This window comes from Rhizobium sp. 05L429 (assembly GCF_056397645.1).
Genome location: NZ_JBFTNV010000031.1, coordinates 1 through 19,911, shown reverse-complemented (window position 1 = coordinate 19,911; position 19,911 = coordinate 1). Strand labels below are relative to the sequence as shown.

15 protein-coding genes and 1 pseudogene are annotated in these 19,911 nt (G+C 61.1%); 13 read left to right on the top strand and 3 right to left on the bottom strand.

Translation table 11 applies throughout. The features are described from left to right. Nucleotides 1-24 precede the first annotated feature (24 nt). From AC1DNW_RS26775 to AC1DNW_RS26750, 6 genes and pseudogenes are all read left to right on the top strand, one after another. Nucleotides 25-2,079: a hydantoinase/oxoprolinase family protein gene (locus AC1DNW_RS26775; protein WP_477854900.1), complete on the top strand. Its 2,055-nt coding sequence runs from the start codon at nt 25-27 to the stop codon at nt 2,077-2,079. After that, nucleotides 2,076-3,725: a hydantoinase B/oxoprolinase family protein gene (locus AC1DNW_RS26770; RefSeq protein ID WP_477854899.1), complete on the top strand. Its 1,650-nt coding sequence runs from the start codon at nt 2,076-2,078 to the stop codon at nt 3,723-3,725. Before AC1DNW_RS26775 ends, AC1DNW_RS26770 begins: the two co-directional genes overlap by 4 nt. Nucleotides 3,726-3,760: 35 nt before the next feature. Further along, complete coding sequence (locus tag AC1DNW_RS26765; RefSeq protein WP_113295909.1) at nt 3,761-4,183, top strand: RidA family protein; 423 nt, start codon at nt 3,761-3,763, stop codon at nt 4,181-4,183. A gap of 102 nt (nt 4,184-4,285) precedes the next feature. Then, nucleotides 4,286-5,140, top strand: a complete 855-nt coding sequence (locus AC1DNW_RS26760; RefSeq protein WP_477834957.1) for a DeoR/GlpR family DNA-binding transcription regulator — start codon at nt 4,286-4,288, stop codon at nt 5,138-5,140. Then, nucleotides 5,109-5,375, top strand: a pseudogene (locus AC1DNW_RS26755) (LacI family DNA-binding transcriptional regulator); the annotation flags it as partial. The gene AC1DNW_RS26760 and the pseudogene AC1DNW_RS26755, both read left to right, overlap by 32 nt. A gap of 24 nt (nt 5,376-5,399) precedes the next feature. Beyond that, entirely contained in the window at nt 5,400-6,251 is an 852-nt protein-coding gene (locus AC1DNW_RS26750) for a substrate-binding domain-containing protein (protein ID WP_477854943.1), read from the top strand. 113 nt (nt 6,252-6,364) lie between these two features. Here AC1DNW_RS26750 and AC1DNW_RS26745 read toward each other — a convergent pair whose 3' ends face one another. Beyond that, nucleotides 6,365-8,677, bottom strand: coding sequence for a molybdopterin-dependent oxidoreductase (locus AC1DNW_RS26745; protein WP_477854898.1), 2,313 nt, complete (start codon nt 8,675-8,677; stop codon nt 6,365-6,367). Next, nucleotides 8,674-9,324 carry an FCD domain-containing protein gene (locus AC1DNW_RS26740; protein ID WP_477854942.1) on the bottom strand — a complete coding sequence of 217 codons (651 nt, stop codon included), beginning with the start codon at nt 9,322-9,324 and terminating at the stop codon, nt 8,674-8,676. Before AC1DNW_RS26740 ends, AC1DNW_RS26745 begins: the two co-directional genes overlap by 4 nt. Nucleotides 9,325-9,539: 215 nt before the next feature. Between AC1DNW_RS26740 and AC1DNW_RS26735 the strand changes: the two genes are divergently transcribed. The 6 genes from AC1DNW_RS26735 to AC1DNW_RS26710 are packed head-to-tail and all read left to right on the top strand — an operon-like array spanning nt 9,540 to nt 15,980. Continuing rightward, nucleotides 9,540-11,027: an ABC transporter substrate-binding protein gene (locus tag AC1DNW_RS26735; RefSeq protein WP_113295913.1), complete on the top strand. Its 1,488-nt coding sequence runs from the start codon at nt 9,540-9,542 to the stop codon at nt 11,025-11,027. Between the two features lie 7 nt (nt 11,028-11,034). Next, entirely contained in the window at nt 11,035-11,874 is an 840-nt protein-coding gene (locus AC1DNW_RS26730) for an ABC transporter permease (RefSeq protein ID WP_113309937.1), read from the top strand. A 5-nt stretch (nt 11,875-11,879) separates the two neighbouring features. Next, nucleotides 11,880-12,800 carry an ABC transporter permease gene (locus tag AC1DNW_RS26725; protein ID WP_113295935.1) on the top strand — a complete coding sequence of 307 codons (921 nt, stop codon included), beginning with the start codon at nt 11,880-11,882 and terminating at the stop codon, nt 12,798-12,800. Continuing rightward, nucleotides 12,797-14,152: a M20 family metallopeptidase gene (locus AC1DNW_RS26720; protein ID WP_477854897.1), complete on the top strand. Its 1,356-nt coding sequence runs from the start codon at nt 12,797-12,799 to the stop codon at nt 14,150-14,152. The genes AC1DNW_RS26725 and AC1DNW_RS26720 overlap by 4 nt, the downstream gene beginning before the upstream one ends. Then, a complete protein-coding gene (locus AC1DNW_RS26715) occupies nt 14,149-15,132 on the top strand; it encodes a hypothetical protein (protein ID WP_477854896.1) in 984 nt (327 codons plus the stop codon). The genes AC1DNW_RS26720 and AC1DNW_RS26715 overlap by 4 nt, the downstream gene beginning before the upstream one ends. A gap of 26 nt (nt 15,133-15,158) precedes the next feature. Next, a complete protein-coding gene (locus AC1DNW_RS26710; protein ID WP_477854895.1) occupies nt 15,159-15,980 on the top strand; it encodes a sulfurtransferase in 822 nt (273 codons plus the stop codon). An 84-nt stretch (nt 15,981-16,064) separates the two neighbouring features. Here the strand turns inward: AC1DNW_RS26710 and AC1DNW_RS26705 are convergent, their stop codons facing one another. Next, on the bottom strand, nt 16,065-17,900 hold the full coding sequence (locus AC1DNW_RS26705) for an ABC transporter ATP-binding protein (RefSeq protein WP_477854894.1): 1,836 nt from the start codon (nt 17,898-17,900) through the stop codon (nt 16,065-16,067). Between the two features lie 165 nt (nt 17,901-18,065). Here AC1DNW_RS26705 and AC1DNW_RS26700 point away from each other — a divergent pair, with 165 nt between their 5' ends. Beyond that, complete coding sequence (locus AC1DNW_RS26700; RefSeq protein ID WP_477854893.1) at nt 18,066-19,085, top strand: 1-aminocyclopropane-1-carboxylate deaminase/D-cysteine desulfhydrase; 1,020 nt, start codon at nt 18,066-18,068, stop codon at nt 19,083-19,085. Nucleotides 19,086-19,911: the final 826 nt, after the last annotated feature.

Genomic DNA, 19,911 nt, shown 5'->3' with positions numbered 1-19,911 from the left:
ACCTTGGCCAAAGAGGGTGAAGACATGGCATTGAGAATTGGCGTAGATTCCGGCGGCACGTTCACCGACGTCTGCCTGTTCGACGAAGAAACCGGCAAGCTCGACATCTGGAAGGTGCCGTCGACCCCCGACGACCCTTCGCGTGGCATTTCGGACGGTGTTTCCGAAGGACTTGCCACCGTCGGCAGCACCTCGGCCCATGTCGTCTTCCTTGGCCATGGAACGACGGTCGCCACCAATGCGCTCATCGAGCTGAAGGGTGTCGCGACAGGCTTAATCACAACCGACGGCTTCCGCGACCTCCTGGAAATCGGCCGCCAGAAGCGCCCAAGCCTCTATGACATGAATGCCGAAAAGCCGGAAACGCTGGTCAGCCGAGACCGGCGCCAGGAAGTTCCCGAACGCCTCAAATGCGATGGGTCGGCGGATCGCGGGCTCGACGAGGAGAAGCTGCGAGAGGCCGTGCGCAAGCTTGCAGAGGAAGACGTCAAGGCAATTGCCGTTTGCTTCCTCTATGGGTTTTTAAACAGCGCCCACGAACAGCGCGTGATCGAGATCCTTCGTGAAGAAATGCCCGATGTCTTCGTCAGCGCCTCGCATCTGGTGGCGCCGGAATTTCGCGAATATGAGCGCATGTCGACGACCGTCGTCAATGCCTATCTCGGTCCGGTCATGCAGCGGTATATCGACCGGCTCAAGCTGCGCCTGAGCGAACTCGGCGTGCCGGTCGCCCCGCAACTGACGCAGTCGAATGGCGGCGTGATTGGCTTTGACATGGCCGCACAGCTTCCGGTTCGCACCGTGCTATCCGGTCCGAGCACCGGGGTCGTTGCGGCCCAGGCGGTCGGACGACTGGCCGGCTTCGACAATATCATCACCTTCGATGTCGGCGGCACCTCGAGCGACGTGGCGCTGCTGCAGGGCGGCATCTGCAAGCTGACCGGAGAAGCCAATGTCCACGGTTATCCGATCAAGGCGCCGATGCTCGACATTCATACGGTCGGCGCCGGCGGCGGCTCGATCGCCTTCGTCGACAGCGGTGGTCTCCTGAAGGTCGGTCCACGTTCGGCGGGCGCTGATCCCGGCCCGGTCTGCTATGGGCGTGGCAATACGGAGGCGACGGTCACCGACGCCAACATCGTCCTGCAGACACTCAACCCGGTCGAAATCCTCGGCGGACGCATGAAGGTGCGCCGCGACCTCGCAATCGAAGCCGTCCAGCGCCTTGCCGATCAGCTCGGCCTCGGCCTGATGGAAACGGCCCAGGGCATCATTTCGGTCGTAACCGCAAACATGGCAAAGGCCATCCGCCTGATCAGCGTTCAACGCGGACACGATCCGCGCGACTACGCGCTGATGGCATTCGGCGGTGCAGGACCCCTCCACGCTGCCCGGCTCGCCAAGGAACTTGATATGAGCCGCATCATCGTGCCGCTCACACCCGGCACGCTCTGCGCGCTCGGCCTGCTTTTGACCGACCTTCGCTCCGACTTCGCCATATCCCGATTGATGAAGGTCGACGAAGGCGCCGTCGAGCCAATGGTCAACGGTTTCCAGACGCTCGAAGCGCAAGCTGTGGCGTGGTTCGATCAGGAGGCAATCGAGACGGATCGGCGTGTCGTCAATCGTACTGCTGACATGCGTTATGTCGGTCAGAATTACGAACTGCAGGTCCAGGCGCCTGCGGGTCCGCTGGGACCGGACAGCCTTGCTGCCTTGGTGCAGGGCTTCGAACAGGCTCACCTGCAGCGCTTCGGCTTCGTCGCCGAGGGTGAGGCAATCCAGATCGTGACCCTGCGGCTTGAGGCGGCCGGCGTCGTCAACAAGGCTGAACTCGCCTCATTGCCGGATGCTGGCCCCACCTGTGAGGAGGCCGTCATCGGCTCGCGTCAGGTCTATATGGATGAGGCAAAGGACTTCCTCTCCTGCCCGGTCTATGCCCGCGAAAAATTGAAGCCCGGCAACCGCATCGCCGGTCCGGCCATCGTCGAGCAGATGGACACAACCACCGTTATCCTCCCCGACATGCAGGCGACAGTCGACCCTTATCTCAACCTCATTCTGGAGACACGGGCATGAGCAAGATCGACCCGATCACCGTGGAAGTTATCGGCAGCGCGTTGACGTCGATCGTCGAAGAGATGGGCGAAGCGCTGGTGCGTGCCAGTTATTCCACCAATATCAAGGAGCGACGCGATTGCTCGACTGCGCTCTTCGACAGACACGGAAACACGCTTTGCCAGGCCGAGCATATTCCCATGCATCTCGGCAGTTTCATCGGTATCATCCCGCACATTAACAAGCGCTACGCCGCTGAGGATATCAAACCAGGCGACGTATTCATGGGCAACGATGCCTATGAGGGAGGTGCAACGCATCTGCCGGACATCGTATTGGCCGAACCTATTTACCATGACGAAATCATGGTCGGCTGGGCCGTCAATACGGCCCACCACGCCGACTTTGCCGATCGCGGCCACGCCCATATTTACCAGGAAGGCCTGCGCATCCCGCCGGTACGACTCTATCGACAGGGACAGCTGCAACAGGATCTGCAGGACATGTTCCTGCTGAACTGCCAGGTTCCGCACGAGCGGCTTTCGGATCTTCGCGCCCAGATGTCGGCAAACCGGCTCTGCGTCCAACGCATGCAGGATTTGTGCACGAAATACGGCGCAGACCTCGTCCTTGCCGCCGGCGATGCCCTGCAGGACTATGCGGAGCGCAAGATGCGCGCTGGGATCGCCGCAATCCCGGATGGCGTCTACAGCTTTACGGACTATTTCGACAGCAACCAGTTCGCCGATGTGATGAAATTGAACGTCGACATCACCATCAACGGCGATGCCATGCACATCGCCTTCGATGCGCCGCCGCAGGTGCCTGCCGGGCTGAACGTCATCTATACCGCGCTTCTGGCGACCTGCTACTACGCAGTCAAGGCCGTCATCGATCCGACGATCCTACCGAACGCCGGCCTGTCGCGCCCCATCAGCGTCGAAGCACCGTACGGATCGCTGCTCAATTGCAAGCATCCTGCCGCCGTCGACGGGCGCATCGCCGCCTGCCAGCGCGTTGCCGACCTTGTCCAGGGCGCACTCGCAAAGGCGCTACCGGGCCGGGTGACGGCTGCTGGCAACGGTGCGTGCACCGGTGCCCTGTTTACCGGCACGCGCGAGGACGGTTCGCTCTGGGTCTATCTCGAGACCATTGGCGGCGGGGGCGGTGCGCGCCCGACGGCTGACGGCCTCAGCGGCGTGCACGTCCACATGACGAATACGTCCAACCTTCCGGTCGAAGCGCTCGAGCTCGAATATCCTCTGACGCTCCTGCGCTATGAACTCGTCAACGGCTCGGCCGGCGCCGGCACCTGGCGCGGCGGCATGGGCTTGAGGCGCGTCTATCGGATCGAGGCCGATTGCCGCTTCAGCGTCGAGGGCGGAAGGCTGTCGGTCTACCCCTGGGGGCTCGAGGGCGGTCTGCAGGCGAGCGGGTCACATTTCGATTTCGGCAACGGCGAGCACAACTTGCCGGGAACCGTGCAGTTGAAGGCGGGGCAGGTGGTCGAGCTCGTGACACCGGGCGGCGGCGGCTACGGCTTGCCTTCCGGCCGCTCTCTGGAAGCCATCCGCCGAGACGTCAAGGAGGAGCGTATCACGGCCGAATTCGCCGAACGAGTCTACGGCCTCGGCGCCACACAATCGAATCTGGCGGCAACCGCCTGATCGCTCAAACCCACATCAAAGGAAGGATATTGTCCGTGGTAAAGGTAACGAAAGTCAAATCCGGCAGCCTCTACGAGGAAAAGGAAAGCTATTCGCGCGTGGTCGCGGTCGACAACTGGGTGTTCGTGTCAAATACCGCCGGACGCAACTACAAGACCCGCGAAATGTCGACCGATCCAGTCGAGCAGGCCAAGCAGTGCTTTCACAATATCGAAGGCGCTCTCGCAGCCGTTGGCGCAACGCTTGCAGATGTCGTGCGTTCGCGCGTCGTCATACCGAACGTTGCTGACGCTCCGGCGGTCATGGCCTATGTCGGGGAAAAATTCCGCGGCGTCGATCCCTGCAGCACGGTGACGTGCCCGCCGCTCGGTGGCCCGGATTTCCGTGTCGAGATCGAGGTGACTGCGTATAAGGGCGTAGGCGCGGCTGGCTCGGAATATATCAACGTCAGCCTCTAGAAACTATCCCGGCCGCCCGGTACGACCGGGCGGCCGATCACACGCGGCGAGGCATTGCCTCTGCTTTCAGTTTTGCTGCTGTTTCTGTAAGGTCGCGCTCCATTGAGAAAGAAAGAGGGTCTGCTCTTGGCTGAGACGGAAACACCGCAATCAGAAGACTTCTTGCCCGCCGAGCGGCGCGAGAAAATCATGGAATGGTTTTCGTCCAATCAGGTCGCATCGAGCCAGGATCTCGCCAAGCGTCTCAACACCTCCATCTCGACGATCCGTCGCGATCTCGATTTCCTCGCATCCCAGGGTGTCGTGAGAAGGACCCATGGCGGTGCCGTGCGCGTTCGTCGCAATACGACATTCGAACAGCTGGTCGACGAAGCGCGCCAGACGGCTGTCGAGGAGAAAAGGGCGATCGCAGTCGCGGCCGCAAAACTACTTCAACCTGAGCAGAGCATCTTCATCGATTCCCGCTCGACGCTTCACCAATTCGCCTATGTGATCGCAGAACTGACGACGCCGCTGACCGTCGTGACGAACGACGTGCATGTGGCCGATGTTCTCGTCAATAAAGACCATATCAAACTTGTAGTGCCGGGCGGGATCTGTCGTCCGGGCGCCTATTCCCTGCTTGGGGAAACCGCGATCAATTTCGTTCGCGAGTTGCGCTGCGACCATCTGTTCCTGTCTTCGCAGGCAGTGGATACGGAATGTGCCAGCGACACGTCGCTGGAGTTGGTCCAACTGCAGCGCGCCATGATCGACGCGTCAGTCGAAACAACCCTCATGATCGACAGCAGTCGATTTGGCAGCCGGGCAATCTACCGAACGACGCCGATCGAAAGGATCAATCGCATCATTACCGATGAGGGTCTGAATGCCGACGAGAGGGCAAAATACGCCGCTGTCGTGGCTGACTTGATCATCGCACCTTATGTCGATGTGGTTCAGGAGGAGCCCGAATGAGTTCGCGAGGTCGTCAGGAAAGCGCTCGTTTTCTTTCAAACGGCAGCGCTGGCTGCTCGTGACGAGAGAAAAGTCGACAGGACAGGCAGCGCGATCGACTTTGAACGTCACGATCGTCGATATTGCCAGGCTCGCAGGCGTCAATCCGTCGACAGTCAGTCGAGCCCTTTCGGGGTCATCGGCCGTGACGGCGCAGACGCGCGCGCGGATCGCAGACATTGCCAGGGAAAACGGCTATGTCGCAAATCATAATGCCCGCATGCTGCGCTCGCGCAAAGCCGGCCAGATCCTGGTCATCGTCCCCAACATAGCCGCCTTCTCCCATCCCGATGTCATATTAGGMATCGAGGAGGCTCTCGAAGAGCACAATATTGGCGTCATCGTCGGCAGCACCAAAGGAAGCAAAGAAAGGGAGATCGCCCTCGCCCGGCAATTGATCACAGGTACAGCCGACGGACTCATCCTGCTTAACGGCCACCTGCCGACAGAATTGGGAGAGCTGTCGCACTACAATCGCAGAATCGTTGCGATCTCCAGGCCGGTAGAAAACCCTGGGATCGCCTTCGTCGGCATAGATAATAAAAAGGCAGCCATTGAAGCCACACAATATCTGCTGTCACTTGGCCGTGGTCGGATCGTGCATATCGGCGGTCCGGAACAGAGCCCGATTTTCGCTGCCCGCGCGCTAGGCTATCGAATGGCGATGCAGCAGGCGGGCCTCGGAGAACGCGCCGACGTGCAACATCTCTGCTCCTTCGATATTGCGGCAGGGCGTGATGCCATGCGCACAATCCTCGGCAGACGTGATCTACCCGATGCAATTCTGTGCGCCAGCGACGAGCTTGCCTTCGGCGCCATCCAGGTCTCCAGGGAACACGGGATAAAGGTGCCCGACCAAGTCGCCTTTATGGGCTTCGACAACCATCCGGTTGGCGAAGCCTTCAGTCCGGCGTTGACGACGATTTCCGTGCCACGCCGGCGGCTCGGATTCCTGGGAGCACAAACGCTGCTGCGCCAGATGAGCGACGATCACGAAGTCTCTGGGCCTCAGCTCGTRCCATATGAATTTCTCGTCCGGGCGAGCTGTGGGAGAAACAATGTCACGTCCTAACCCTGTTCAGGCGACCACATCTTTCCAGATCCAAGTCCTGAAGAACCGGGACGATGGCGGCCCATGCGAATGTGGCCGCGACCTGGGGGATCGTGTTCACGAGTGCTTGCATTTCATCTCGCTTCGAAATGAGGCTGAGCAAACGCCTCGACGACTCCGGCATGTTCAACGTCAATCTTTCTAACTTGAACAAGGCAGGTTTGCGCGCTGCAACCCTGTGATAGTGATGATGACGGTGTATCCAGGGTCAAGGCATTGGGATTGCCGTGCCGCTCCAGATCGCGCTCGTGATCCATGTCGAACCATGCGCCTGTCGACAGCCTCACAACACCTGGCATGATCGCGTCAGAAATCACCACACCAGAGATTACCCGCCCGCGCTTATTGTGGATCTCGACGAGATCACCTCCGATAATTCCTCGGGCCTGCGCGTCCTCCGAATTCATGAAGATCGGCTCACGGCCCTTGATCTTGCCTGCTTTGCTGTGCGGGCTGGCGTCCAACTGGCTGTGTAGTCGGCGCACGGGCTGATCCGAAATCATGTGCAGTTCCTGGTCGCCCCGCGAAGCCGCACCCAGCCATTCCGGTGGCTCGAACCAGGTCGGGTGACCAGGGCAATCTTCAAGTGCAAAGCTGTCAACGGTTTCAGAAAAAATCTTGATACGGCCGGAGGGGGTCGGGACGGGATTGTCGTCCGGCGCGTGGCGGAAGGCCTCCAACATCACGACCGGCTTCGCCTGCGGCGCAAGATCGACGAGGCCGGTCTCCCAAAAATCGCTGAACTCGGGCAAATCGATGCTCCTTGCGGCGGCGTTGTCGCGGCCCAGTGCATAGATGCGCTTCATCCATCCGCTTTCATCGAGACCTTCCGAGTAGTCGATGCCGAGCCGCTTGGAAAGATCGTCGAAAATATCGAAATCATTGCGTGCCTGTCCGAAAGGCTCCTGGACCTTTTTCATCGCAACGATCAGGTCTTCGCCGCCGGAGGATGCGATATCGTTGCGTTCCAGCGGAGTGGTAACAGGCAGCACAATGTCGGCAAGCTTCGCCGTCGGCGTCCAGTAGGGTTCGTTGACGACGATGGTCTCGGGCTTCTGCCAAGCCTGCAAKAGGCGATTGAGATCCTGATGATGATGGAACGGATTACCGCCTGCCCAATAGACCAGCCGGATATCGGGATAGACAAAAGCCTTGCCATTATAGGTGAAGCCGTCACCGGGCTTGAGCAGCATGTCGGTGATGCGCGCGACCGGAATGAAAATGGAAACCGGGTTCCGCCCCTGCGGAAAAGCACCGAACTTGAAGCGGGGATTGTCGTGGCCTACGGAATTCAAGGCGCCGTAGCCAACGCCAAAACCGCCGCCGGGCAGGCCGATCTGGCCCAGCATGGCCGCCAAGGTCACCGTCATCCAGAATGGCTGTTCGCCATGCACGGCGCGCTGCAGCGACCATGAGACGTTGATCATCGTCCGGCTCGTCGCCATTTCCCTCGCCAGCGAGGTGATCCGTCGGGCATCGATACCGCAGATTACGGATGCCCATTCCGGGGACTTGGCAATGCCGTCGTTCTCGCCGAGGAGATAGGGCCTGAAACGATCATAGCCGACGCAATGGCTTTGCAGGAACGAGAAATCGGCAAGTTTCTCGGCATCCAGCACATAGGCAAGCGCCAGCATCAGCGCCACGTCCGTGTTCGGGCGGATAGCCAGCCATTCGCTGTCAACCGGCATGTTATCAGACACCGGGCTGACATTGACAAAGCGCGTACCAGCCATTTTCATCGCCTTCATGCCGGCCGTCACGCGATGGCGCCCGGCGCCCCCGGCAGACATCTGGGCATTCTTCACCGGCACGCCGCCGAAGGTGAGGAACAGCTCGGTATGCTGCGCCATCACGTCGAATGACGTGTGTTGGTCGAGAAGGATCTCGGTCGATGCGATCGCGTGCGGCAGGATTACCCGCCCGGCCGCCAGACTATAATTGTCGACGCTGCCGACATAACCGCCGAACAGGTTGAGGAAACGGTGCACGTGGCTTTGCGCGTGGTGAAACCGACCGGCGCTGGCCCAGCCATAAGAGCCTCCGAAGATAGCCTCATTGCCGAAATTTTCGCGTATACGCTGAAATTCGCGCGCCAGAAGATCGAGCGCCTCGTCCCATTCCACCTCGACGAAAGGTTCGCGGCCGCGCAAATGCGGGTTGGCGCCCGGTCCACTTTGCAACCAGCTTTTGCGGATCGAAGGCTTTGCAATCCGCACCGACTTCAGCGTTTCTGATGCCATATGGAGGCCAATCGGAGACGGATCGGCATCCTCCGCCGCACCGCGGATCGACACCCCGCCGGTGACTTCGGGCGTGATCTCGTAGACGCCCCAGTGGGCAGCAGTACGGATCTTGATGTTGGAGCTTTTTGCGTGGTCCATCATCTCGCCGCCGCTAATGGCGCTTCGCGCTGCCTCAATGCTTCTATGACGATCCGCGCACCGTCGGAGATCGCATGTTCGATCGCGGCGCGGGCCGCCTCTGCGCTCTTCTCCTGCAGAGCCTGCATCAGATCGTCATAATTGTGATGATCGTCGGAAGCGGACTGGGCTTCCGGATAGAGATAATTAAAGCCGGGGCCCGCCTTCAGCCAAAGCATTTCGATGACACCCAGAAGGGTCGRCATGCGAGCCGAGGCATAAAGTACGAAGCGAAATTCCTTGTTCAGGGCAAGGGCCAGATGCTGGTCCTTCGCCGTCTTCGCTGCCAGGTATTTTTTTAGAAGAACCCGCATCTGCGCAATCTCTTTGCCGCTGATCTGGCTTGCAGCCTTGAATGCAGCAAGGCCCTCGACCGATTTGCGGATCTCGGAAATCTCGCGATATTGCGCCACTGTCATCGTCGGCACCCGAAATGATTGCGCAGGTTCCGCCGTCAGCACGCCGGAGGCTGCGAAACGCACCAGCGCTTCACGCACCGGCGTAATGCTCATTCCKAGCGAGTCGGCCAGGTCCTTTGTGACAAGCCGTGTCCCCGGCTCCAGCCGACCTTCGATAAKAGCCATGCGGATCTCATCCTCGACATGTGTCACAAGGCTCTTTCGCGGAGCCACATTGAACAAAGCCGTACTCACATCATCCTCGCAGGTAGAAAATTTGCCCGTTTTTTACCACGGATTCGAAACTGCCTATATCTTGTCCAGATAGGATATATCATATATCGTTCACCTATCAACAGCCCTTCCCTGTAGGAAGCCTGGGGCTGAAATCGGATATGAATACGAACTCCAAAGGAAGTGAAGGCCCCATGAAAAGACTTGCTGCCCTCGCACTTGCGGCGTCCATGCTGCTGCCCCTGACCACGGCAATCGCTGCCGCTGCCGATCTCGTCGTCGGACGCGGCGCCTCCACCACGGCGATGGACCCCGGTTTCCTGCGGGAAAGCGCGACGATCGTCGACAACATCTTCGATACGCTGGTCATGCGCGACAAGGATATGAAGCTCGTCCCGGGGCTTGCGACCTCCTGGAAGGCGATCGACGACACGACCTGGGAGTTCAAGCTGCGCGAGGGCGTTAAGTTCCACAACGGCGAGGACTTCGATGCCGAAGCCGTGAAATTCACCCTCGACCGCGTTCTCGATCCGAATGCCAAGTCTCCCACGGTTTCCTATATCCGGACGATCGACAGCGTCTCGGTGGTCGATCCGCTAACCGTTCGCATCAAGACCAAGAGCGCGGATCCGCTTCTGCCGACCCGAATGAGCCGCTATCCGGCCTATATCGTGCCGCCGAAATACGTGAAGGAAGTCGGAAACGACGTCTTCGCCCGCAAGCCGGTCGGCACTGGCCCGTACAAGTTCGTCGAGTTCGTTCCCGACCAGCACGTCATTCTGGAAGCCAACAAGGATTACTGGCGTGGCGCACCGTCGATCGACAAGGTCACCTGGCGCGCCATCCCTGATGGGACTGCCCGTATCACCGCGCTGCTCACCGGTGAAGTCGACCTGATCGAAAACGTCCCTGTCGATATCGCACCGATAATCAAGGAAAGCCCGGACGCCGACCTCGTGCAGGTCAAGAACGGCGGCCTGACCATCTATCTCGGCCTCGTGATGAGCGAAAAGCCGCTCGACAACGTCAAGGTCCGCCAGGCGCTGAACGCCGCAATCGACCGCCAATCGATCGTCACCAACATCCTGCAGGGCATGGCATCGCCCCGCGGCACGCAGGTGGGTGCGGCCGACTTCGGCTACAAAGATCTGCCAGTGACCCCCTATGACCCGAAGAAGGCGAAGGCCCTGCTGGCCGAAGCTGGCTTCCCGAACGGCTTCTCGATCAAGATGCAGTCTACTCACCGTTACATGAAGGACGGCGAAGTCGCCCAGGCGATCGCCCAGCAGTTCGGCGATATCGGCGTCAAGGTCGAACAGGAAGTCCTCGACTGGTCCGTCTATGTCCAGCAGGTTCCGCGCAAGGGGCCGATCTTCATGCTGGGCTGGGGCTCGACCCAGACGCTGGATGCCGATGCGGCCGTTTACGCCATCTTCAAGACGGGTGAACCCTATTCCACGGCGTCCATTCCGGAACTCGACAAGTTGCTCGACGAAAGCCGCTCGATCGTCGATCCTGCCAAACGTGAAGCGGTCTTGGCCCAGATCCAGGATCTCGCTGCCGAACAGGCTCCGGTGATCCCGCTTTACCAAGAAGACGCGCTGTACGGTAAGGCGAAGTCGGTTACCTTCGAAGGGCGCCCCGATGCCCGTATCCCAGTCTTCGACATCAGGAAGCAGTAAGTMAAGCATGACACGGTTCTGGAATGTCCGGAACAATGCGGATGCCCTGTTCGCAACGTTCCTTCTGGTCGCGGTTCTGGTGCTCTGCGTCTTCGTGCCGCTCCTCTGGCCGGTCGACGCAGTACGGGGAACCTTGACTGCGACATTCAAGCCGCCACTTTCGGTTATCGGCGGGCAATTCCATCCGCTCGGAACCGACCAGCTCGGGCGAGACCTTCTCGCCCGGCTCGGCCTCGGTACAGCCATCTCTCTATCGATCGTCGTCGCTGCATCGGTGATCTCCGTCGTGCTCGGCACGACGCTCGGCATGATCGCCGGTTATTATCGCGGCTGGTTCGACATCATCATCATGCGCGCTGTCGACGTGCAGCTCGCCATTCCCTTCATTCTTCTCATCCTGTTGATCGTTGCGGTGATCGGCCCGAGCATGGGCAATCTCGTCGTCGTGCTTGGCGTCACCGGCTGGGCGGTCTTCGCCCGCGTCGCCCGCGCCAAGACGCTGGAAATCCGCGAGCTGGAATATATCGATGCCTCGCGATCGATCGGCCTGTCCGACATGGTCATCATCTTCCGCCATGTGCTGCCGAACATCGTCGGGCCGCAGACGGTGCTGATGACGCTCGACCTGCCGAGGTTGGTCATCCTGGAAGCCTCCGTCGGCTTTCTCGGCCTTGGCGTGCAGCCACCCACCCCGACCCTCGGCAACCTGATCGGCGAAGGCCGCTCCTATATCCTGCTTGCCAATTGGCTGGTGCTTTATCCGGGCCTCGTCATTGGCGCATTGGTGGTCGGCTGCAATCTTATTGGCGACTGGCTCGTGCGACGTGCCGACAGCAGGAACGCTTGAAGACCATGAAGACCTTGAGTTTCATCACCGGACGAGTGCTTCAGGGCATCGTCGTCATGTTCGGCGTCTCGGCGATCGTCTTCTTTGCCTTGTTCCTCACCGGCGATCCGGCTGCGCTGATGATGTCGCCGGACGCGTCGCGTGAAGAAATCGAGGCCTTCCGCCAGGCGATGGGCTTCAACGATCCGATTTGGGTCCAGTATGGTCGCTTCCTTGCAAGTGCCGTGACGGGAGAGCTGGGCAGCTCGCTGCGCTTTCATCGCCCGGCGCTCGATCTCCTTATCGAACGCCTGCCGGCCACCGCGTTGCTTGCCTGCGTGGCTCTCGTCTGGAGTTCGCTGCTCGGCTTCCTGCTCGGAACCATCGCTGCCATCCGCAAGAACAGCGCCATCGATTTCGCAATCCGCATCATTTCGCTGCTCGGCCAAGCGATCCCGGTCTTCTGGCTGGCACTGCTGCTGATCATCTTCTTTTCGCTAAAGCTTCGCTGGCTGCCGTCGAGCGGCATCGGCAGCGCCGCCCAGTTGATCATGCCATCGATCGCGCTCGGCGCCTATTATCTGAGTGCCATCACCCGGCTCGTGCGCGCCAGCCTCATCGAAGTGCTGGGCGAGAACTACATTCGCACCGCCCGCGCCAAGGGCATCTCCTCCTGGCGCATCATCGTCCACCATGCGCTGCGCAACGCGCTGATCCCTGTTATCACTGTTCAGGGTATGTATTTCGCCTCGCTGCTCGGCGGCGCTCTGATCACCGAGATCATTTTCGCCTGGCCTGGCATCGGACGGCTTGCCGTCGAAGCCATCCAGAACCGCGACTTTCCCGTCGTGCAGGCCGTCGTGCTGTTTGCCGCTGCCGTCTTCGTGGTCGTCAACTTCCTGGTCGACCTTACCTATGTCTGGCTTAACCCGAGGATAAGGCTATGATCGACGACTGGACTGTCGACGAGGCGCTGCAACTGACGCAGGACTGGTGCGCCATCCCTTCGGTCAAGGGCGACGACAGGGCACTGCGCGCCCAGGCCGACGAAATCCGCTGCTGGCTGCAGCACCAGCTCGGCGCCGAGATCATCTGCTCCAACCCGTCGGGGAACCGACCGCCGGTGATCCACGCCCGCGTCGATGTCGGCGCCAAGGCCTCGGTCATTCTCTACAACATGTATGACGTGATGCCGGCGACGCCGGCAGGCTGGTCGGTCGATCCGTTCAGCGGCGGCATCGTCGATCTGCCCGGCATCGGTGAGAGCTTCGTCGCCCGCGGGGCCGAGAACAACAAGGGTCCGCTCGCCGGCATGCTTCTGGCCGTCAAGGCGCTGGCCGATGCGGGAAAACTTCGGGTCAATGTCGAAATCCTTGTTGATGGCGAAGAGGAAAGCGGCAGCGGCGCGATGCGTGACTATCTCGCCGACACCGCCTGCCCGATAAGGCCGAGCGTGTCGGCAATCTTTCCGTCCTTCTGCGAATATGGCGGTGGAGCGCCGCGCATCTATCTCGGCTTCTCCGGCATCGCAAAGGGCGAAATAAAGGTGGAATCCGGTGCCTGGGGCGGGCCGAAGGCTGCAATCCACTCCAGCAACGCGCCCTGGATCGCCAATCCCGCCAGCCGATTGATCGAGGTGCTTTCGCTGATCGGCAAGCCGCCGACCGGCGAACTTGCAAGGATCGTGATAGACGAGGAGGCGATGGCTGTCGTCGCGATACTGGCCTCGACCTTCGATCCTGCGGGCGAGCTGCGCTTCCGCAGAACGGAAAGCTTCGCGCTGGAAGGCGATGGCCGCACCTTGCTCGAGCACGTCCTTTCGACCGCTTCCCTCAATATTTCCAGCCTTGAAAGCATGCCTCTGGGCTCCGACGGCGTCATACCTTACGGTGCCCGAGCCAGTTTCGAGCTCCGTGCCCCACCGTCTCTCGACCCCGCCGATTTTCTTGCCCGGTATCGGGAGATAATCGACGCGGTCCCCGGCGCGGTCCTGACGGTCGCCGACAGCTATCCCGGTTCCCGCTTCGCGGCCGATGCGCGAGGTGTCGGGCCGCTTCTGAAGAGTTACGAAAAGACGGCGTTTGCACGCCCGCAGATCTGGCCCTGGGCAATCGGCGCAGCACCGGCCTACGCCTTTGCCCGCCATGCGAAATCTTTCCTGCTGGCCGGTGCTGGCCGTGGCGGCAATGCCCATGGCATCGATGAGTTCATGACACTCGAGGGCTTCCGCCGCTTCATCGACTCTATCGCCTTGTGGCTCGATCTGGTTGCCGACGAAGCCGAGGAGACTACGCCGTGAATACCATCCTCCACCTTTCCCGCGCGGACGCGATCAAGGCCGGCGCCCTGGACTGGGCGGCAGCCGTCGAGGACGTCGAGGCAACGATCAGGCTCCTGCGCGACGGACAGGCGGGCATGGTTGCCGAAAGTGTCATGCCGCTTGGCGCCGATCCCCGCAACAAGGCCTATAGCCTGCCGGCCTTCGTCGGTGGCCGCTACGATGCAGCCGGCCTGAAATGGACGGTCCATCGAGCAGAGCCGACAGGCGACCTGCCGAGCATCAGCAGCACTACGATCATAAACCGGCTCTCGGACGGCGCGCCTGTCGGCAGCGTCGAAAGCGCGCTTCTGACCCGCATGCGCACGGCAGCCGTTTCCGCCATCGCCATGCGGGCGCTGAAACCGGGCGGGATAACGTCCGTCACACTGCTCGGCGCCGGCGCCCATGCCGAAACCCATCTGGACATGCTGCTGCAGCTGTACCCTTTCCTCCGGGAGATCCATCTCTGGAACCGCACGAAAGCCCATCTCGACCGGTTGCTGGATCAGGTGACACCGGGTGCCACGCGTATCCTCGCACATGACGATCTCGACGAGGCGCTGGGCGAGGCTGACGTTGTGATCTCCTGCACCTCGGCGCCAACCCCCTTCATCGGTGCGTCGGCAGTCCGGCCCGGCCGGCTGATCATGCAGATCGGCTTCCATGAGGTTCTGTTCGAAACGATCGCGGCGAYGGATATCGTCGCCGTCGATCTCTGGGGCGACTTTGCCGAGAAGAGCGCCAAGAGCCTGTTTCAAATGTATCGMGCGGGGGAGTTCAGCCCCCACAGCGTGGCAGCAGATCTGCCAGCTATCCTTCTGGACGGCTGGCAACCATCTGCCGGCGCGTCGCTCTATTTTTCCAGCTTCGGCCTCAACGTCTTCGACATCGCCTTCGCCGCCCGCCTGCTGCACCGTGCGGCCGACTTGAATATAGGCGCCGTGCTGCCTTCCGTCTGATACGCATTCCCTGAAAGGATCCGGCCATGATCATCACTGCCGCGGAACTCATGTCGCAATTGCCGCAAGGAAAACTCGTGCCGGTGGACGTCCGCCCGGAGGCGGACTGGCGCGAGGAGACGCTGCCGGGGGCAGTGAGCCTCAACGTCTACGACTACTTCATACCCGAGAGCGACGAAGCCGGTATTGCCGGCATGGCCGCCGGCGGGCGCGGCGCTTTCGAACGGCTCGGCCTCGGCAAGAACTGCTTCCCGGTGTTCTTCGAAGAACAGACCGGCATGATCTCGCCGCGTGGCCTCTGGTTCCACGAACTCGTCGGTCTGGAAGGTGGGCTGATCCTCGACGGCGGCATCCAGGCCTGGAAAGCCGCCGGCGGCGAGACCGCGCCGGGAACCGGCGCTGCGGATGCGATCCGCCAGGCCAAACCATCGGCTATACCGTTCCGCCGCGAGCTCGTCGCGTCCACGGAGCAGGTCCTGGCCCATGAGGCCGATGGCGCCGACGTCTTCGACACGCGCCGCCGCACCGAGTTCGAAGGCACTTTCGTCCATCCCTGCTGCGCCAGGCCCGGCCGCATCCCGCATTCGCATTTCGCCTTCTACGAGGATCTATTGCAGGACGGCAGATACCGTTCCGCCGCCGAGATCCGTGCGATTGCCAAAGCAGCGGGGCTTTCGCCGGAACGCGAGGTCATCACCTATTGTCATCGTGGCGCCCGCGCCGCCACGGCGCTTTATGGCCTCAGGCTCGCCGGCTACGACAAGGTGAAGATCTATACCGGTTCCTGGCACGAATGGGCCGGCAATGCGGCGCTGCCGATCGAGATCGGCCAGGCCGAGGAGGTCTGAGGCTAGCTTGAGGCCAGTCCTGGACCCTGATGGTTTCAACCAGTTCTGCGGCCGTTATCGCGTCAAATCCTCCGCCCGGAGAATTTACGCCGCGGTGCCCCACTMGTCGCCCCAGGCCTGTACCCGGTGCCCCGGCGAGACCTCGATATGATCGCGCTTCGGCGGCGCGTAGGAGAGCGGCCGGACAGGGCTCTTGATCTCATCGTTGCTCAGCCCGCGGCGGATGCCGCGCCGCGTCGGGTCCGGGATCGGTACGGCGGCCAGAAGTCGTTTTGTGTAGGGATGCTGCGGGTTCTCGAAGATCGCCCGGCGCAGGCCGATCTCGACGATCTCGCCGAGATACATGACCGCCACCCGATGGCTCATCCGCTCCACCACGGCCATGTCGTGGGAGATGAAGAGATAGGCGAGGCCGAGGTTTTCCTGCAGGTCGAGCATCAGGTTGATGACCTGYGCCTTGATCGACACGTCGAGTGCGGAGACCGCTTCGTCGGCGACGATGATCTGCGGCGCCATTGCGAGCGCCCGGGCGATGCAGAGGCGCTGCCGCTGGCCGCCGGAGAATTCGTGCGGGAAGCGGGAAGCCATGTCCGGCTGCAGCCCGACCTTGACCATCAGGTCGGCAACCCGCTCACGCGCGTCGCGCCTGCCCGATGCGATGCCATGCGCCAGCAGCGGTTCGGCGATCGCGTCACCCACTTCGATACGCGGATTGAGGCTGGCGAACGGGTCCTGGAATATCATCTGGATATGCCGGCGCATGTCGCGCATTTCCCGGCCGGTGAGGCCGAGGATCTCCCTGCCATCGAGCTTGACCGAGCCGGAATTGGCATCGAGCAGCCGCATGATCGTGCGGCCGGTGGTCGACTTGCCGCAGCCGCTTTCGCCGACCAGCGCCAGCGTCTCGCCGGCCTTCAGGTCAAAGGAGATGTTTTCGACGGCATGCACCCGGCCGGAGGTGGAACCCAGGAAACCGCCGCCAATGTCAAACCGTGCCACGAGATCGCGGACCTGCATCAGCGGCACCGGCTTTGCCGAAACGGTATCCTCGACCGGCGGCATCTCGACCGGAGCGCCGCTTTCCACGTCGATCAGCGGAAAGCGCGCCGGGCCGGAGGCGCCGTTCATGGACCCGAGCTTCGGTACGGCAGAGAGCAGTGCCTTGGTATAGGCGCGCTGGGGCTCGGCGAAGATGTTTTCCGTCTGGCCGCGTTCGATCGCCTCGCCCTTGTACATGACAATGGTGCGGTCGGCGATTTCCGCGACCACGCCCATGTCATGGGTGATGAAGAGCACGCCCATGTCCTCTTCCTCCTGCAGGAGCTTGATGAGTTCAAGAATCTGCGCCTGGATCGTCACATCGAGCGCCGTCGTCGGTTCGTCGGCGATCAGCAGTTTGGGACGGCAGGCAAGTGCCATCGCGATCATGATGCGCTGACGCATGCCGCCGGAAAGCTGGTGCGGATATTCCTGCATGCGCCTGGCGGCGGAGGGAATGCGCACCTTTTCCATCAGGCCGAGCGCTTCCTTCGCCGCATTCGAGAAGGAGAGGCCACGATGGGCTACCAGCACTTCGGAAATCTGGTCCCCGATCCTCAGTGACGGATTGAGGCTCGTCATCGGCTCCTGGAAGATCATCGCGATGCGATTGCCTCTGATGTCGCGCATGTTCCGTTCCGGCAGGCCGAGCAGTTCCTGGCCTTCCAGCCTGACGGAACCTTCGATGCGGCAGGCATGCCGCTCATAGAGCTGCATGATCGACATGGCGGTCACGCTCTTGCCGGAGCCGGATTCACCGACCAGCGCCACCGTCTCACCGGCGGCGACGTCGAACGAGACGTCACGCACCACCGGCAGCCACAGACCCTTCCGGCGAAAAGAGGTCTTCAGGCTGGAAACGCTGATCACTGTCTCTGCCATGCGCCGATCCTTTCGAACTCCGGAGCGGTGACACCCTCACCGCCTGCCCATGTTGCATGCCACAAATAAAAGCGCCTTGCCACCGTGGATACAGGATATATGATATATCGATGTCAGTAAATCGCCCGCGGGATTTCTGCGGGTGAGAATGGAAGAAGCGAATTCATGAAGCTTGAAGAGATCCCCCGCCTTTCCCTTGGCTTCCTGCCGACCCCGATCGAGAAACTGGAGCGCCTCAGCGCCGAGCTGGGGATCTCCCTGTCGGTCAAGCGTGACGACTTCACCGGCTTCGGCGGTGGCGGCAACAAGGTCCGCAAGCTGGAATATCTGATGGCTGATGCGGTCTCGCAGGGCATCAAGGTGCTGATCACGACCGGTGGCCACCAGTCCAACCATGCCCGCATGACGGCCGCGGCCGCCCGCAAATACGGCATGAAGCCGATCCTCGTTCTGCGCGGCAACCGCCCGGATCTCTACCAGGGCAACCTGCTTCTCGACCATCTGTTCGGCGMCGAAATCGACTTCCTGGATCCGGATGCCTATTTCACCGAGATCAATCCGCGCATGAAGTACCACGCCGACCAGGCCGAGGCGCGCAGCGAAAAGGCCTATATCATTCCGCTCGGCGGCGCCTCTGCGCTTGGCGCGATGGGTTATGTCAATGCGGTCAAGGAACTTGCCGAACAGTATCGCGCCGCCGGCACCCCGGCGCCGGACTATATCGTCGCCCCCGTCGGCTCGGGCGGCACGCTGGCCGGCCTGCATATCGGCTGCGCCATGTTCATGCCAAAGGCCGAAGTCGTCGGCATTGCGGTCACCGGCAGCGCCGTTCCCTTCAGCGAGCGTATCGCCGTCATGGCCAACGCTGGCGCCGAACTGCTGGGCTTCGACAAGCGCTGGACCGCTGACAAAATCCGCATCGAGAACGACTATATCGGCCCTGGTTATTCCATCCCGTCGGAAGCCGGCAACGCGGCGATCAAGCTCGCCGGTAACCGCGAGGGCATGCTGCTCGACCCAGTTTATACCGGCAAGGCTGTCGCCGGCATCATCGGATGCGTCGAGAACGGCTCGATCGCAAAAGGCTCACACGTCCTCTTCATTCATTGCGGCGGCTCGCCAGCGCTCTACCCCTATGCGGGCCTGCTTACAAACGATATCCAGACGAGACTATCAGGCTTATGACAGACGTCATGACCACAGCCTGATCAGAGAGACCACAGCGCGCGGCTCTTGCATACTTTGCACGAACCGTTCCAATCTCGCCGCTGCCTATGGGGGCAGCGGTAGGCAGAAGCCCAGGTCACTTGGAATGCGCGTAAGTTGGGGTCGCGCCGCCTCTCACAGGAGCGTCTTGCACTGGAAGCTAACTTAGAGAGGGTCTCGATCTCTCAGATCGAACGGAAGCAACCTCGGGATTGGCTCCCTGGGAAAGATAGCGGGCGTGCTTGGATGCAAATTTGCGAGCTTCTTTCAGAACCCGCTGAAGGAGAACAACCTCCTGCAAATTTGCTCAACTAGAGCGCCCCTCGCTCTTTTGCTGACGGACGCGAACCTCGAAGGCAGCGTATGTCGACTGCAACTCAATCTTGACCTTCGGGAGAATAGCCCAAAACGAAAAGGCCTGCCGCGGGAGGAGGTGCGGCAGGCTTTCGAAAAGAATTGAACAGCGACTGGGAGGAGGAGTGCCGCTGTTCATACAGACGACCCTGGGAGGAGGAGTGGGCCGTCTGAAACTCGAAGCTCTGCGGGAGGAGATGCATCGCTTCGATGCGGTTATCTGTACGCCGACTACGAACCACTTACTATTGCTTATGTTGCACTGCACCCATGCAAGAACGGCAAGTCGAAAAGATCGGGAAAGATCGATGGCAGGACTCGATCGCAGACAGTGGACATCGACGCAAAAACGCCCGCATCATCAGCGGGCGTCAAGCAGCTTCAAAGAGTGAATGCTGTGCGGTCAGCGGGCGATCGATGCGCGGGCGACGTTGCGGGGGCGACGTTGCGG